A 16,111-nucleotide genomic window follows, 5' to 3' on the forward strand; every position below is an offset into this window, starting at 1 on the left:
CGGCACGAGCGGCACTATGCGGGGTACGGTTTTTATGTTGCCCACATTGTGGGCAACACTATCGTCCGTCGTTCTTGCCCCGTCGTCATAGTGGCGCTAGTGACGCTAGTGGGGCTAGTGCTACCGTACCTATCCCGCATGGAACTTTTAACAGCGCCAATAAATGGGCATACTATGATCGAGGTGATCGTAGTATGCTCAATCGCATATCACAGAGACTTTGGCCTATCGAATATTGGCAAAATAAGAAAAAGCAATTTATGGCTGGCGGTTTAAGCGGACGGCGCATTTGGCTAGCCTCAGGCTTGGCTGGTTTGGCGGTTTTGTTCTCGATAACGGTGGCGGCTGGAATACTGACAGCCAGACCCTATGAGCAGGCTCGTCATATCCCCTTACGGCCTTTATCAGAAGATCAACTGCTGCCGTCTCAATTGCTGCAGCGCGATCCTTCAGAAGTTGCAACAAAGCAAATTGCCCAGCGTAAATCCGTAGCTAACAACTCCCTGTCAACTCCTGAACCCGTCATCCCAGCCCACCCCAGCGCTTGGCCGACCCCAGGCGCGATCAACCACGAATTTGGCTGGCAAGAGCATCCTGTGCTGAAAGACTGGCGCTACCACATTGGAGTAGACTTATCCGCCGCAGCAGGACAACCTGTCACGGCCGCATTAAGCGGCAAAGTGACCGAACTGCGACAAGACGCAAGAACCGGCTTAACGGTAATCGTCTCCGCTGGTTCCTGGACGGTTCACCACGGCTCGCTAGCCACAGCGACAGTCAAACCCGGCGACCCGGTCATCGCCGGCCAAACCATCGGCTCTGCCGGCGAGTCGTTCCAAGAACCGTACCCCCATATCCACCTGGCTATAGAGAAAAACGGCCAGTTTGTCAACCCGGTCGAGGTTTTACCCAGTCGCTAAGGCAGAGCGTTGATAAACGCCCATCTGCGTTGCACCCGCAAGGGGTATGCCGCCAACTCTAAGGCGCTGAAGCGCCAAGAGTTGCGCAATCGCTCCTGCGGTTACTTGCTTGCGTACCCCGCGTACGCGACGCGGCGTAATCCTCGTCGCGCCTAGCATCTGGACATTTCTGAACGCTCTGGGAACAGGGTTCTCAACAGCCGCAAACAAAGACGATATCGTCTTTGTTTGCGGCTGTTTCGTTATGCCATCCCCATCATCGCGAGCGCAGCAAAGCGATCGTCCCTTTCTTCGTTTCTCACCTCCCCCTACCCTGACACGCCCAAATTCTTGGCCGGGCGCTTAGAAGGGTCCAGATGCTAGGCAGCCACGTGAACCCAGCCGCGACGCGTACTAACGTACGCTAGCAATGGGTTCGCGGGGCAACAACGCAGATGGGCTCTTATCAGCGCCCCGCCGGGAATTTTTGCATCTTCTTGATTTTGTCCGCATATATATTAACAAAAATGGGCAGGGGGGAACAGAAAAAGTGAAAGATTATATCCGCAAACGGGTATTAGACATTGGCCGCCACATTTTGGACAGCAAGCATACTGTCAGGCAAGCGGCGGGGGTTTTTGGCGTCAGCAAAAGTACAGTTCACAAAGACATGATCGAACGACTGCCAAGCATAAATGAGAACATGGCAAATCAGGTGAAGCAGGTTCTCGATCTAAACAAAGCGGAACGGCACATCCGTGGCGGCGAAGCCACGCGAAAAAAATATAAACACGACAAAGATGCAGACGAAAATTAGAGGACTTTATCATTATATGTAGAAATAAGGAAGTACATTTGCACTGGTTTGCTTACTGCGCATCGTAGTGTCGGCGCGCGGTTTTTTCGGTCAGTAGCAGACAAGCAGTACACCGCACAGTGGAAGGGGATCAATATGTTTGGCTCATTAGATATAGGCGTGGATTTAGGAACGGCAAATGTACTCGTATATGTAAAAGGTAAAGGCATTGTCCTTCAGGAACCGTCAGTTGTTGCAATGGATCGCGACAGCGGCCGCATCCTGGCGATTGGCGAAGAAGCACGCCGTATGTTAGGTCGAACTCCGGGAAACATCATTGCTATTCGTCCACTGCGTGAAGGCGTTATTGCAGATTATGATACTACAGAAACAATGTTGCGTCACTTTGTCCAAAAAGTAACCGGACGAAGTTGGTTTTCTAAACCTCGGATTATGATTTGCATTCCATCCGGTGTGACGACTGTGGAAAAACGCGCTGTGCTGGAGGCAGCTATGCGAGCGGGCGCAAAAAAAACCTATCTGATTGAAGAACCACTGGCTGCAGCCTTGGGGGCAGGTTTAGACATCTCTGAGCCCTGCGGCTCTATGGTCGTTGATATTGGCGGTGGCACAACAGATGTCGCCGTACTTAGTCTTGGCGGGATAGTCGTTAGCGATTCGATACGCATTGCTGGCGATAAATTTGATGAAGCGATTGTCCGTTACGTAAAGAAAGAATACAATATGATGATTGGCGAGCGCACTGCTGAAGAAATCAAAATTAACTGCGGTAGCGCTTATCCGGATGACCTCAATGCAGTGATTGATATTCGCGGGCGGGATTTGATCTCCGGTCTGCCGAAAACGATGCGAATTACTACTGCGGAAACCGCGTCCGCCTTGGCTGAAACGGTACAAGCTATTGTCGATTGTGTTAAAGGAGTGCTCGAGCGTACTCCGCCTGAGCTGGCGGCAGATATTGTCGACAGAGGAATTGTGTTAACCGGTGGTGGCGCTATGTTACATGGACTGGACAAGCGTCTTACCATGGAAACCGGTATTCCTACCTACTTGGCTGAAGATGCGCTCTCCTGTGTCGCCATCGGCACTGGCAAAGCGTTAGATTGCATGGAGGCACTTCACGATAGTGTGACACAAGGAAATCGGCGTGATTAAAGGGAGGTGAGCGAATGATCAAAGGCATCTACACTGCTGCCTCAGGTATGTTGGCGGAGTCGATTCGCACTGATGCAACGGCAAATAACCTCGCCAACGTGAATACTGCTGGCTTCAAAAAAGATGCGGCAGTCAACAAGTCTTTTGCAGACATGTTGATTAGCAGGATTAATGATGGGCCAGTGCAGCCGGTAGGCAGTGTCGGAACCGGTGCTGAGGTTGATGAAATCGTGGCCATACATACTCAGGGGATGATGCGACACACAGGCAACCCACTCGATTTGGCCATTGAAGGCCAAAGCTATTTTGCCGTCGAAACTCCAGCAGGAGTGCGCTATACCCGTAATGGAGCGTTTTCCCGCAACAGCTTGGGTGAGTTGACAACTGCTGATGGACATGCTGTTTTAGCTGAAAATGGCCGTTTGGTTGTCAATGGAAGTAGCGTTACTGTCAGCGAGGAAGGTATTGTCAGTGTTGATGGCATCGAAGCTGGTAGACTGCGTTTAGCCGAGTTTAATGATGAGAAACGTTTGATCAAAGAAGGTTCCAGTTTGTTTCAGGACACTGGTGCAGGTCAAAAACAGGCGACCGGCTTGGTACGTCAAGGTACTCTTGAAATGTCTAACGTTAACGCTGTCAGTGAGATGGTTAATCTCATCAATGGCTACCGCGCTTACGAGGTCAATGCGAAAGCCGTGCAGGCTCATGATCAACTGCTTGATAAAGCAGTAAATGAAGTCGGTAAAATCTAATTAACAATGGAGGCTGGACCATAGGGAGGCCTCCCGGTTACCGAATGACTGAGGCAACCGAATATAAAGCAATTAAAGGAGGAACCCCAATATGATGCGAGCCCTTTGGACCGCAGGCTCAGGCATGGTAGCCCAGCAGGCCAATATTGATGTGATTTCCAATAATATTGCCAACGTAAATACAACCGGCTTTAAAAAAAGCCGCAGCGATTTTCAAGACTTAATGTATCAGACAGTGCGCCAACCAGGCGCTAACTCAGGTGCTGATTCGCAGATTCCAACTGGCATTCAGATTGGTCATGGTGTACGGCAAGTTGCCACCCAAAAGCTCTATACCGTGGGTAACTTTCAAAACACGGGTAATCCGCTGGATATGGCGATCGAGGGTGATGGCTTCTTCCAGGTGACCATGCCCGACGGCACTTTGGCCTATACTCGCGATGGATCGTTTAAGACTGATTCCCAAGGCCGCATAGTAACTTCTGAGGGCTATCAGCTTGAACCGGCCATTGCTGTCCCACAAGGCGCCACCTCGATTGAGATTGCTGCTGACGGTGTGGTCAGCGTTACGTTGCCGAACAATACTGCGTCCCAGGAAATCGGTCAATTGCAACTAGTTCGTTTTATCAACCCAGCTGGTTTATTGAGTATGGGACGCAACCTGCTGCAAGAAACCAATGCTTCCGGTGCCCCTACGGCATCTAACCCTGGGCAGGATGGGGCGGGTACCATTGTCCAACGTTACTTGGAAATGTCGAACGTCCAGGTCGTTGACGAGATGGTCAACATGATCGTGGCTCAGCGGGCCTATGAAATGAATTCGAAAGCAATCACCACCTCTGATGAGATGCTCGGCATAGCGGCCGGCTTAAAACGTTAAAGTAATGCTTAAGCGAGTTGCGGCGCTGATACTGGCGGCGCTCTTTCTGCTATCAACGATCTGCTACTCCGCAGTTCGAGTTTCCATAAAAAATGAGGCCCTGATTACGGGACCACAGATCACACTAGGCGATATCGCCTTGATTGAAGGCGACGATGTATCCCAAATTGCAGCATTGCAAAAGATTACCTTGGGCAGCGCGCCATTGCCGGGAGCTACGACACTGCTCAGCCGCGAAATACTTACCTCCCGACTAGCCGCAAGTCAGATTGGCTTCAGCGGAGTAGAATGGGGATCAGTTCCAGAGATGATCAGCATTGCCGCCGGCGGCCAGGTGCTTAGTGGACAAACCTTGGCAGACACTGCGCTGGCAAAACTGAAAGCAAAATTGCCGGTGCGACCGCAAGAGGAGCTCTCAATTTCACTGCTAAAAGAGATACCCGATCTAGTGGCGCCGCTGGGCGTTCTCAACTATGAAATAGCTGGACAAAGCGTTCGCTTTGGCGTACCACAGACAGCGTATCTGATCGTGTCAGCTGATGGTGTTCTGTTCAGTCGGATGCCGATCAAATACGAGATCAAGCGCTTCACCTCGGTTGTAACTGCGACCACTGCGATTGCCGCCCGTGAAACTCTCAGTCCCGATACGGTGCGGTTGTCTTGGATGGAAGTTAGCCGTTTACCTGCTGGCTATCTGACTAGTCTTGATCAAACTAATGGCCTGGTCGTCAAACGATCGCTGTCAGCCGGTTCGGTCATTTATTCTGCCCATCTTGACAAACCAGTGCTGATTAAACGAGGAACCGCTGTTATCATTTCCGCTACTTATGGCGGGGTTGAGGCCGCTGCTCCGGGAATAGCGCAAAATGATGGTCGTAACGGGCAGTTGATCTCTGTCCGCAATACCGCTACTGGACGATTGGTTACCGCCCGCGTGGTTGATAAAGGACGGGTGGAAGTTTCTTTGTATGAACACAAATGAGGTGATTCTGTGACGATACGGATACTAGCCCTGCTGATGGTGGCTTTAATCACTTTCACGCCTGTCAGTGACGCTGCTTCGCTTTGGAGTGATAGCGGCAGCCTGTTTTCTGACCGAAAAGCCCATGCGGTCGGTGATATAATTACGATAATCATTAGCGAGGTCTCTTCTGCCAAGCGGTCTGGTGATACCTCAAATGGCAAATCATCGAATACAAACTTAGCTGACGGGACAGGAAAATTGGATTTCATCCCGGCGCTTGGCGCAACCTATAGCGATCAATTTAAAGCTAGCGGTTCGATCAGTAATACCAATATCGTGAGCGGTCGTATAACCGTCCAAGTTACTGAAGTCAAGCCCAACGGTTATCTGGTCGTGTCCGGCAAGCAAACGATTAAACAAGGCTCAGATGAGCAACGGATAACAATTTCCGGCATCGTTCGCCCGGATGATGTCACCGCTGACAACACTGTTTTATCCAACTATGTTTCCAATGCCGAACTCAAGATCGACGGCAAAGGCCCACTTTCCAGCAAACAGCGTCAGGGCATATTGAGTTCGCTATTTAACTTCTTGTTCTAGGGGGACGTTAACGCAGAGCACGCAGAGTACTCAGAGGGTTCGCAGAGGGATACGTGGCTTTGTTAAAAGTAAATCCTCTCTGCCCTCTACGAGCCCTCTGTGCACTTTGCGCTAAAACGTAATCTTCCCGACGTACCTCCCGTTACTCTTGCGTAAAGAAGGAGAATTCTATGCGAAAGACAGTAGCGCTTTGCGCGCTCTTACTAATAACGTTGATGACAGGTATAGTCGCCGCCGCACCCGGCGTCCGCGTGAAGGATATCGCCCGTGTGCAGGGCGCGCGTGACAACCAACTGGTCGGTTACGGACTGGTCCTTGGCCTGTCAGGCAGCGGTGACTCTGACAAGAGCGACTTCACTGTGCAATCAATTGCCAATATGCTGAAATCCTTCGGCGTAATTGCTAACATGTCCCAGCTTCAACCGAAAAATGCCGCTGCCGTTATGGTGACAGCTAAGCTGCCGCCTTTCGCCCGACCAGGCGATACCATCGATATTACGATTTCTTCTCTCGGCGATGCGAAAAGCCTGCAAGGCGGCACCCTGATCCAAACACCGCTTAAGGCGGCAAACGGGCAGGTTTACGCTGTCGGTCAAGGACCTCTCTCGATCGGCGGTTTTTCCGTCGGCGCCGGTGGTTCGCGCCAGATGAAAAACTTTCAGACTGTTGCCTCAATCCCCGGTGGGGCCATTGTTGAACGTGATGTCAGTGTACAGCTTGTGAACAACGGTTCAATTGCACTATCACTAATGCAGCCAGACTTTACCACAGCTTCTCGCATTAGCGAAGCAATTGATCGCCGCTTTGGTACGATTAGTCACGCCCGCGATGCCGGTTCTGTGGTTATTGACATACCGACAGGCCAAAGCGAAAGCCTTGTTGCATTTATTGCCGCGATTGAAGAACTACCCATCCAGCCAGATGCTGCCGCGAAGATTATCATCAACGAACGGACTGGCACCGTGGTCATGGGTTCAGACGTTGCCATCAGCGAAGTAGCGGTGGCCCAAGGTGGCTTAACGGTCAAAATTGTCTCTGAAAAGCAAGTCTCACAGCCAGCACCCTTCTCCGACGGACAAACTGCTGTTGTCAATCAGACCAGCATTGAGGTAAAAGAAGAACCAGCTAACCTGATTGTGTTGCCTGCGACCGCCCATGTCGGCGATGTCGTAAAAGCGCTTAATGCTGTCGGTGCTTCACCGCGTGAGATCATCTCCATTCTCCAGGCGATGAAGGCGGCAGGAGCCTTGCACGCTGAATTAACATTAATGTAAGGAGGCAGCCATGGACATTCGTAGCATCGGCACAACCGGAAGCGCAACTACACCAAAGCAAAGCCCTGAAGATAAAAAACTGAAGGCAGCCTGCCGCGACATGGAAGCCGTCTTTCTCAATATGCTGCTTAGCCGCATGCGTGCCACTGTTCCCAAGAACACGTTAACCAACAGCAACCAGCAAGAAATTGTCCAATCCATGCTCGACTCCGAGATGACGCAAAACATGGCTCGCGCTGGCGGCTCTGGCTTGGCTGATATGTTATATCGACAGCTGGCGCAGCCAGCGCAAGTAGAGCGTGTTACCAAAAACACGCAATCATAACGTAAAATGAGGCTGCTTAAAAATGTTCAGAGACTAGACGCCTGAGCCTGTGGGCCGGAGGTGTAAGGTGTACAATACAGGTACGTTGAGGACCTCGCAGGCTCCTGAAGTAACATATATGAGCGTTTTTAACAGCCTCTAAACCATCGCGCTGACCACGGAGGTAAGGATGTTCGCAAAAATTCGTCAAATTTTACTAACTGCCATCTGCTTTTGTATCCTGGCACAGACGGTATGGGCCGCTCCTGACAGTCCCGTATTACAGAAAGTTCGCCATCACGCTTCGGGCGACACAGTTCGGGTTGTTCTGGATATGAGCGATCCAGTTTCATATACCGCGACTCAGCAAGACGATTTATTCAGTGTAATTGTTGAACTTGATAAAGCCACGATCCAATCTGGCATTCAATCTCAGGCAATCAACGATCCAGCCGTATCAGCTGTGCAGTTTGTCAACACGGTTGCCGACAAAAAGGCGCAAGTTGTGATCGACTGCCGTCAGCCGGTTACCTATAAAATTTTTACTCTAGCCAATCCGCACCGGATTGTCATTGACATCACCACGTTAAAAGAAAAGAAAATTGAACAGGAAATCGCTTCAGGCATCCGCTATACCTCCTGGTACAAGCCAGGGAAAGCCGGACCCCTGAATATTCATATTTTGGACATATCACCCCAGTCAGACTATACGCTGGAACCAATGTTAGTCAGGCAAAACGTGCTCGGTATTGACCCACTTTCACACGTGCTATTGCGCAGTGAGGTTTTGGCTGCGGTCAACGCCTCCTATTTTGCTCCTAATGGCGACATCATTGGTCTATTGAAAATGGATGATGAGGTGATCAGTTCCACAAACCTCGCGCGAACCGCATTGGGTATGGCTGCGGATGGGAAAATGTTGATTGATCAAGTCAATTACCAGGGGGTGGCCGAATTTCCCGGTGAAATTAAACTGCCACTATCCGGAGTTAATGAGAGTCGGGGCGAAAACGGTTTAATTCTCTACAACCGTTTTTGGGGACCCACTACTAATACTAACAGCTATGGCCTGGAGTGTACGATTGTTGCTGGTGCCGTTGCCGCTATCCAACCAGGCAATTCCACCATTCCTGCTAATGGCTATGTGCTGAGTGCGCACGGCGAGACTGCCCAGAAACTAGCTGGCTTAAAAATTGGTGATTCGGTACAGGCCTTGCAAACCCTTGGCCCAGTATGGGACCAAACCTTACATGCCATTGGCGCCGGGCCGATGCTCGTGAAGCAAGGCAATGTCTTTGTTACGACAAAGCTAGAGGAGTTCGGCAGCGATGTCGCCGGCGGCCGCGCACCCCGTACTGCGGTAGGCCTGACTCAGGATGGCCGGATATTGCTGGTGGTCGTTGATGGACGACAAGCCTTGAGTAAAGGAATGAGCTTGCTAGAACTGGCCTTATTTATGCGCGAACTGGGGGCAGTGAACGCCATGAATCTGGACGGCGGCGGCTCTAGCGAAATGATTGTCAAAGGTCGTATTGTCAACAAGCCCTCAGATGGCAAAGAACGGCGCGTCGGCAACGCACTCGCAGTCGTGCCTAGGAAGCTTGCTATTTAAGCGAAATACGCTATAATATAACTACGGAGGTGGATTCGATGACCCGCAAACAGCAAATCATGATTCTGTTAGTAATTGTCATGGCGATTTTCGCCAGCACTCTGGTTTCCGCCGCCGAGAATTTGATCGATCAGAAAAGCGTGCTGAGCGGCAAAGTCCACGCAGCAATCGGACCAGGTTCTGTTGTCCGCGAGGGCGATGTACTTGTTGTTGTTAACACAATCCTTGGACCGTCCCCCGCCGTACGGGCGACTACGGACGGAATTGTGCGTGAACTTTTGGTTAAGCCTGGTGCGGATGTCCGTCAGGGCGAGATTGCGGTGCGTATCGAGCCCAAAGGCAAGTAAAGGCCGACAGGCCGCCGTGGAAGGATGATAGGGTTGAAGAAAAATTTTAGGTGGCGCCTTGTTTTCCTGGCGCTACTCTTTTTGTTTCCAAGCGCATTTGGCCTAGCTGCGCCTGCCATCATGCCAATTGAAGAGGTCAAGCCTGGTATGCATGGTATTGCTAAAACGGTTGTATCAGGTACAAAGATTGAGGAATTTGGCGTCGAAGTGCTCGGCATTATGAAAGATAAGGGCCCTTCCGGTGACCTGATTCTGGTTCGGACCTATGGCGATTTAATTGAAGAAAGTGGCGGCATTGCTCAAGGCATGAGCGGCAGCCCTGTGTACATTGACGGTAAACTCGTTGGTGCGGTTGCCTATGGCTGGTCCTTGACTGACCACAAGACTGGCATGGTAACACCGATTGCTGATATGCTAAAAATGTTAGATGCACCTAGTGCGACTCCGCCACTGGCTGATACCTCAGAACAGTTGCAACCTGTGGCTACCCCGCTAATGGTATCAGGTTTTAGCGACCGGGCGCTAAACTTGCTGGGTGAGCAACTGAAGCCCTATAGCTTGGTTCCTTATGCCGCTGGCGAGCCTGCCGAGGATACAATCTATCCGGCGCTCGAACCAGGAAGCGCTATCGGTGTTCAGTTGGTACAAGGCGATGTCAGCGTTGGCGCTATGGGAACAGTTACCTATGTTGAAGGCAATAAGCTATTGGCTTTTGGTCATCCCTTTTTGAAAAAGGGCAATGCCGGTTATTATCTGTCAAATGCCTATATCTTCACAGCCATGAAAGGGCTAGAAAACTCCTTTAAGCTGGGCGTGACCGGCGATGCGATCGGCACAGTCAACCAAGACCGAGGTGCTGGCATTGCCGCTGAACTGGATGTTTTTCCCTCCAATATTCCTGTACGTGTCAGTGTGAAAGACCTGACAACAGGCAAGACTCGGGACGCCTTTTTCCGGGCGGTTCAGGATGAGCAGATTGGCTCGATTCTGTCTGCGGTTGGCGTCTATAACATCGTTGACAAGACCATCGACCGGGTTGGTCCGGGAACAGCAAAAGTCAGTTTTGAGTTGACAGCCAAAGACATGCCTGGGGAAGTTCTCCGTCGGGAAAACATGTTCTACAGCCCGACCGGAGCTGCTGAGGCATCTATTGCTGAACTGCACGAGGCACTGACTCTCTTAGCTGGAAACCAGTTTCATCCAGTTGATATCATTGATGTGAATGTCAATGTTGAGATGACCCAAGAACGCCGCACTGCCTCTATTTTAGAGGCGAAAGCGAATGTTGTGAGTGTAAAACCTGGTGATACTGTCCAAGTCACAGTCAAGTTGAAGCCCTATCGCAGTCAACCCGTAATCCGTACTGTGGCCTTCATTGTACCCAAAGACCAGCCCGCCGGGCCGCTCATCCTATCTGTTCGCGGCGGTGGCATGGTTCCCTTATTGCAGTTATTGCTGAAGAAGGATGTTGAAGACCTGATCCGGCCGGAAAAGAACCGACATAAGTCTTTTGAAGATCTGATCAAAGACTTCTCCAGCCGGGACCGCAACAATGATATTGTCGTTGAAGTCATGGAACTTGACGAAGAAGAACTCCTCAGTGGGCGTGATGCACCAGGTAAAACCAATCCCGCTCTAGATACAGAACCAAAGCCAACTCCTAAACGCGAACTCAAGAAAACACCTACTGCGACTATCACCACACCTCTGAAAAAGAAAGATGAGAAAAAAGCTAAAGCCCATCTGACTACTGATTATATTATCGAAGGCGATACACGAATCGTACTGAACGTGAGCGATGGTAAATAAGCGAATAGCTTGAACGCGCCCCGCATGGGGCGCGTTTTTTTTGACGTCAAAAAGATAACTGTGGCAGTACGTAAGCACAAAGCCCGCGAAGCACGCAAACGTCACGATGCGGATGTAGGATTTTATCCCTTCGCGCACTTTGCGGCGCTAGCGATCATTGCGCTAATCAGTAATTCCTCGGATACTCTTGAAACAAACGCCCTGATGGAAAATTCCGGTCTAAGCAGGGAATTATACGCTAATCTTGAATATATATAGGATTAACAGGATGAGGAGGGCCACTATGACCGCACTGTTGGAAGGGATTGGTCGGGCTGTCTTGCGCATAGCGGAAGCTGCGGGCGAAGTCACGCTATTGTTTGGCCAAACAATCCTTCTCCTGAAAAAGATGAAGTCCCGGCATGTCCTGCAACAGATGGCGCATCTTGGCGTCAATTCCCTGCCCATTGTCTTGCTGACAATGTTGTTTACTGGCATGGTCATGACAGTACAGATCGCCCATGAATTTATCAAATACGGCGTCCAATCCTCAGTCGGCGGCGTTATGGCTGTTGGCATGGGCCGTGAGCTGGCGCCTGTTTTAACCGGAGTTGTCGTGGCCGGACGAGTCGGGGCAGCGATCACCGCTGAAATCGGTTCGATGAAAGTCACTGAGCAAATTGATGCCCTGAGGGTGATGGCCACCAATCCGATTGCCTATCTGGTTGCGCCACGTTTGGTTGCCTGTGTGTTTATGCTGCCGGTTCTCGTTATTTTCGGCGACGTCATCGGCACTCTGGGGGGCTATTTGATGGCTACACTTTACGCAGGCATCGGCTCCTTTTCTTATATCAATTCCATCAAAGTGTTTGCTGTTGTTAATGACGTTACCGGCGGTCTGGTTAAATCAATGTTTTTCGGCGCAATTATCGCTATTATTGGCTGCTATAAAGGGTTGACCACTGAGCAAGGAGCTGAAGGCGTCGGCAGGGCGACAACAAGCTCTGTTGTGACTTCAATTATCTTGATTTTTATCAGCAATTATTTTTTATCCTTACTTTTATATTAAAAGAGGAGACCGCATGATAAAGCTAGTCAATGTAAACATGTCATATCGCGGCAAACGCGTCTTAGAAGACATAAACCTTGAGGTCGCCAAAGGGGAGATACTAGTCGTTATTGGGCCAAGCGGCTCCGGTAAGAGCACTCTTTTGCGACTGATTATTGGCCTATTGAAGCCTACTTCAGGCGAAATCTGGGTTAACGGCCAGGAAATATCGCCGATGAATGAAAATGAGTTAAATCAAATGCGACGCCATATGGGAATGGTCTTTCAGTACTCGGCCTTGTTTGATTCAATGAGTGTGGGCGAAAATGTGGCGTTTGGCCTGCGCCAGCATACCGACATGCCGGAAGAAGACATTCAAAAAGTAGTTCGCAGTAGACTGCGCATGGTTGGCCTGTCCGGACACGAAACTGACATGCCTAATGAATTGTCCGGCGGCATGAAAAAACGCGTCAGCTTGGCCCGGGCCATCGCCATCAATCCCGAAATTGTTCTCTATGATGAACCGACGGCCGGACTTGATCCGATCATCTCAACCACGATTGACAGACTCATCGCCAGTACTCGCCGCCGACTCGGCGTGACTTCGATTGTCGTCACCCATCATATGTCAAGCGCGTTCAATCTTGCTGACCGCATGATCATGATAAACGACGGCCGAATTATCGAACAAGGCGGCATTGATGACATTAGACGATCAGAGAATCGCCTGGTGCAGAAATTTATTCAGGGCTGGACACCTGATTACAAAACCGAAAGGAGATTCCGACCATGAGCCTCAGCACGGAAGCAAAAGTGGGCGCTATAACATTAATTGCATTTATTCTTTTAGCTGGGATGATTGTCATGATCGGTGGCATGAACTATGGCGAGCACGGTTATCCGGTGCGGGTAACCTTCACTCAAGTTGCAGGCCTAAAAGCCGGCAACGTGGTTCGTTATGCTGGCGTGGAAGTCGGCAAAGTGGAGGCAATGACAATCGCACCAGATGGGATCGAAGTACTGGCCAAAATCACCTCAGGCGCAAAGATCCCGAAAGGTTCTACCTTCCGCATTGGCTCAGACGGCTTGCTGGGTGAGAAATTCATCGAGATTACACCGCCGGTCAAACCGGAAGGCGACCTAGCGCCAAATTCTTTGGTGCGCGGCGAGGACCCTGCCGGGTTGGATCAGTTGGTCGCCACAGCCGACAAAGTGCTGAAAAAAGCCGATGAAATGATACAATCGATGAATGAAGTGATCGGTGACGAGAAAGTAAAAGCCGCTTTGCGTGAATCTGCTCTTAACATCAGCAGCCTGACCGCGAATCTGGACGCGCTCAGCGCCAGTCTGGTCCGGATGGCGGCAAGCGGCGAACAGGATATCGTAAAGACTGTCCACAACTTGCGACTGATGTCAGAAAATCTGAAGAATACTTCTGGCCGTATTGACAAACTAGTGGCTGATGTCGACAATGATGGCCGTACTGCCACTGAACTGAGAGAAACCCTGACCAATGTCAAAAACGCCTCCGCCCGGGTCGAGAGAATGGCTGCCGCCCTCGAAGGAGTCGCCACCGACCCTGAAACAACCCGCAGTATCCGCGAAACGCTAAAGAATGCCCGTGACGCCAGCGAAAAAGCCAACAAAATGTTGACGAAAATCGATCAGATAAAAACAGAAGGTTCAGTAGAAATCCTTTACAGTGAAAACGATGGTGATGGTAGATACCAGACCAATGCCAATTTAAAGCTGCGGACATCACCGCGAAACTTTGCGCTGATTGGCGTGCGCGATATCGGCGAAACGGATAAACTCAATTTACAACTAGGACAGGATAAGGATTCATGGACAACCCGTTTTGGTGTCATTGACAACCGTGCCGGTGTCGGTCTTGATAAACGATTGGGGGAAAAACTGGCTCTTTCGGTCGATTTCTATGATCCTAACGATGGTAAGGTTCGCCTCGGCGGACAATACTTGCTAGGTCAAAACTTCTACCTAGTCGGCCAGACCGACAACATTAACCGTCATTCCGAGCGTATCAGCTTCTTTGGAATTAAACGATCGTTTTAAACATCCAATTGACACTCAAATTGTTTTCCAGTATAATGAAACTTGTCTGACTGAGTAGTCAATTTGTTATTTCCGATGAATTTAACGATGTGCGAATGCACTATCAGGAGGCTAAAAACCATGGCGCAAAATACCCTTTGGAGCAGACGGCTGGCGTCCGCTCTAGTCGGCGGCTGTCTATTGCTAAACACAGCCTTTGCCGCAACTGCACCCTATGAACTGACGCTCGACGAAAGCATCCGTTTGGCACTGGCCAATAACCCGGCCATCAAAGTTGCCGAAGCGGACAAAGAAAAAGCTGCCTGGACGGTCAAAGAAGCCCAAGCAGGCAAAGCCCCGACGCTAAGTTTAGGACACACCTCGTCACGTTCTCACTCGGATCTGAAAGACTCAACTGGCAACAATTTTGAGAATGGGATCTCCTTGTCGCTGCCGCTCTACACTGGCGGTAAAGTCGAAAGCGCGATTGAGCAAGCCAAACTAGGCAATGACTCTGCCGCCCTTGGCCTCGAGAATACGAAACAACAGATTCGCCTCGACGCTACCAGCGCCTATTACAATGTGCTGCAGGCATCTAACATGGTGAAACTTAACCAGGAATCCGTCGACCGCCTCAACGCTCACGTAAAGAACGTTCAGGCCCAATATCAAGTCGGCACAGTTGCCAAAACTGATGTCTTGCGTTCTGAAGTAGAGGTCGCCGACGCAGAGCAAAACTTGATTAAAGCGGAAAATAGCTATGAACTGTCAATCGCCAATCTCAACAATGTGGTAGGAATGCCGCTTGAAACGCAAATTAATGTTAAAGACCAACTCAAATATGAACAAGTGTCACTGACACTCGAGCAAGCCATAAAACAGGCGATGGTCAATCGCCCTAACTTAGCGCAAGCCGAGCTTAGTGTCGCTGTTGCTGAGGAAGGCGTTAATGGTGCTAAGTCAGGCTACCGGCCGACAATTGGTCTCAGCGCCTCAGAAGGCTGGTCTGATACCAAATTTCCGGGTACAGACAATAACACCTGGTCGGTGGGTGTTAAAGCCAGCTGGAATATTTTTGACTCAGGTCTGACCAACAGCCAAGTGAGACAATCTCAGGCCAGCTTGGAAAAAGCCCGCCAACAGCAGCAACAAGCCAAAGACGCTGCCCAGCTAGAGGTCCGGCAGGCATTCCTCAATCTGAAGGAAGCTGAAAAGCGTATTGCCACTAGTCAAGTTGCTGTTAACAAAGCAGAAGAAGACTACAAAATCGCTCAAGTTCGCTACACCAGCGGTGTTGGCACTAACCTTGACGTCATTGACTCCCAAGTCGCTCTGACCCAAGCCAAGACAAACTATATCCAGTCTCTGTACGATTACAATACTAGCCGAGCCAAACTGGAAAAAGCCATCGGCGCTAAAGTACAATAAGTAATATATTGACCCAAGGAGGGGAAGACTGGTAGTAATGCCAATCTTCCCCTTTCTGTTTTGCATGAAAAACAGAAAGACGAAAATACCGGTTAACCACAGAGTACGCAGAGGTCGCAGAGGGTTACGGAGGGCTCGATTGCATGTCCTTATATTATACCGTGACCCTCTGCTGGTGGCCTCAGCGTACT

The 16,111-nt window shown here is 50.4% G+C and carries 16 protein-coding genes; all 16 read left to right on the forward strand.

The genetic code is table 11. The annotated features are described in order from the left end of the window. Positions 1–194 precede the first annotated feature (194 nt). The gene (locus AXX12_RS09825; protein WP_066241655.1) at positions 195–920 is read left to right on the forward strand and encodes a M23 family metallopeptidase; all 726 of its coding nucleotides are present in this window, start codon (positions 195–197) and stop codon (positions 918–920) included. Between the two features lie 529 nt (positions 921–1,449). Further along, entirely contained in the window at positions 1,450–1,716 is a 267-nt protein-coding gene (gene spoIIID, locus AXX12_RS09830; protein WP_066243020.1) for a sporulation transcriptional regulator SpoIIID, read from the forward strand. A gap of 135 nt (positions 1,717–1,851) precedes the next feature. Next, entirely contained in the window at positions 1,852–2,871 is a 1,020-nt protein-coding gene (gene mreB / locus AXX12_RS09835; RefSeq protein ID WP_066241661.1) for a rod shape-determining protein, read from the forward strand. A gap of 14 nt (positions 2,872–2,885) precedes the next feature. Continuing rightward, on the forward strand, positions 2,886–3,623 hold the full coding sequence (locus tag AXX12_RS09840) for a flagellar hook-basal body protein (protein WP_066241663.1): 738 nt from the start codon (positions 2,886–2,888) through the stop codon (positions 3,621–3,623). A 91-nt stretch (positions 3,624–3,714) separates the two neighbouring features. Then, entirely contained in the window at positions 3,715–4,503 is a 789-nt protein-coding gene (flgG, locus tag AXX12_RS09845; protein ID WP_066241666.1) for a flagellar basal-body rod protein FlgG, read from the forward strand. A gap of 4 nt (positions 4,504–4,507) precedes the next feature. Next, positions 4,508–5,485: a flagellar basal body P-ring formation chaperone FlgA gene (flgA, locus tag AXX12_RS09850; protein WP_066241669.1), complete on the forward strand. Its 978-nt coding sequence runs from the start codon at positions 4,508–4,510 to the stop codon at positions 5,483–5,485. Between the two features lie 9 nt (positions 5,486–5,494). After that, positions 5,495–6,067: a flagellar basal body L-ring protein FlgH gene (locus tag AXX12_RS09855; protein WP_231881857.1), complete on the forward strand. Its 573-nt coding sequence runs from the start codon at positions 5,495–5,497 to the stop codon at positions 6,065–6,067. Between the two features lie 170 nt (positions 6,068–6,237). Beyond that, positions 6,238–7,341 (forward strand): flagellar basal body P-ring protein FlgI, encoded by a 1,104-nt coding sequence (locus AXX12_RS09860; protein ID WP_066241672.1) that lies wholly within the window; start codon positions 6,238–6,240, stop codon positions 7,339–7,341. Between the two features lie 10 nt (positions 7,342–7,351). Beyond that, entirely contained in the window at positions 7,352–7,666 is a 315-nt protein-coding gene (locus tag AXX12_RS09865) for a rod-binding protein (protein WP_066241674.1), read from the forward strand. Between the two features lie 169 nt (positions 7,667–7,835). Beyond that, complete coding sequence (locus tag AXX12_RS09870) at positions 7,836–9,257, forward strand: phosphodiester glycosidase family protein (protein WP_066241677.1); 1,422 nt, start codon at positions 7,836–7,838, stop codon at positions 9,255–9,257. A gap of 38 nt (positions 9,258–9,295) precedes the next feature. Further along, a complete protein-coding gene (locus AXX12_RS09875; RefSeq protein ID WP_066241680.1) occupies positions 9,296–9,604 on the forward strand; it encodes a hypothetical protein in 309 nt (102 codons plus the stop codon). A gap of 33 nt (positions 9,605–9,637) precedes the next feature. Further along, positions 9,638–11,413 carry a SpoIVB peptidase S55 domain-containing protein gene (locus AXX12_RS09880; RefSeq protein ID WP_407922254.1) on the forward strand — a complete coding sequence of 592 codons (1,776 nt, stop codon included), beginning with the start codon at positions 9,638–9,640 and terminating at the stop codon, positions 11,411–11,413. A gap of 283 nt (positions 11,414–11,696) precedes the next feature. Then, positions 11,697–12,461 (forward strand): MlaE family ABC transporter permease, encoded by a 765-nt coding sequence (locus tag AXX12_RS09890; RefSeq protein ID WP_066241689.1) that lies wholly within the window; start codon positions 11,697–11,699, stop codon positions 12,459–12,461. Positions 12,462–12,474: 13 nt separating this feature from the next. Further along, on the forward strand, positions 12,475–13,233 hold the full coding sequence (locus AXX12_RS09895) for an ABC transporter ATP-binding protein (RefSeq protein ID WP_066241691.1): 759 nt from the start codon (positions 12,475–12,477) through the stop codon (positions 13,231–13,233). Beyond that, positions 13,230–14,513 (forward strand): MlaD family protein, encoded by a 1,284-nt coding sequence (locus AXX12_RS09900; protein ID WP_066241694.1) that lies wholly within the window; start codon positions 13,230–13,232, stop codon positions 14,511–14,513. Before AXX12_RS09895 ends, AXX12_RS09900 begins: the two co-directional genes overlap by 4 nt. Before the next feature lie 120 nt (positions 14,514–14,633). Further along, a complete protein-coding gene (locus tag AXX12_RS09905) occupies positions 14,634–15,920 on the forward strand; it encodes a TolC family protein (protein ID WP_066241697.1) in 1,287 nt (428 codons plus the stop codon). The last annotated feature ends 191 nt before the right edge of the window (positions 15,921–16,111 follow it).

The sequence above is a fragment of the Anaerosporomusa subterranea genome (genome assembly GCF_001611555.1).
GTDB classification, from domain to species: domain Bacteria; phylum Bacillota; class Negativicutes; order Sporomusales; family Acetonemataceae; genus Anaerosporomusa; species Anaerosporomusa subterranea.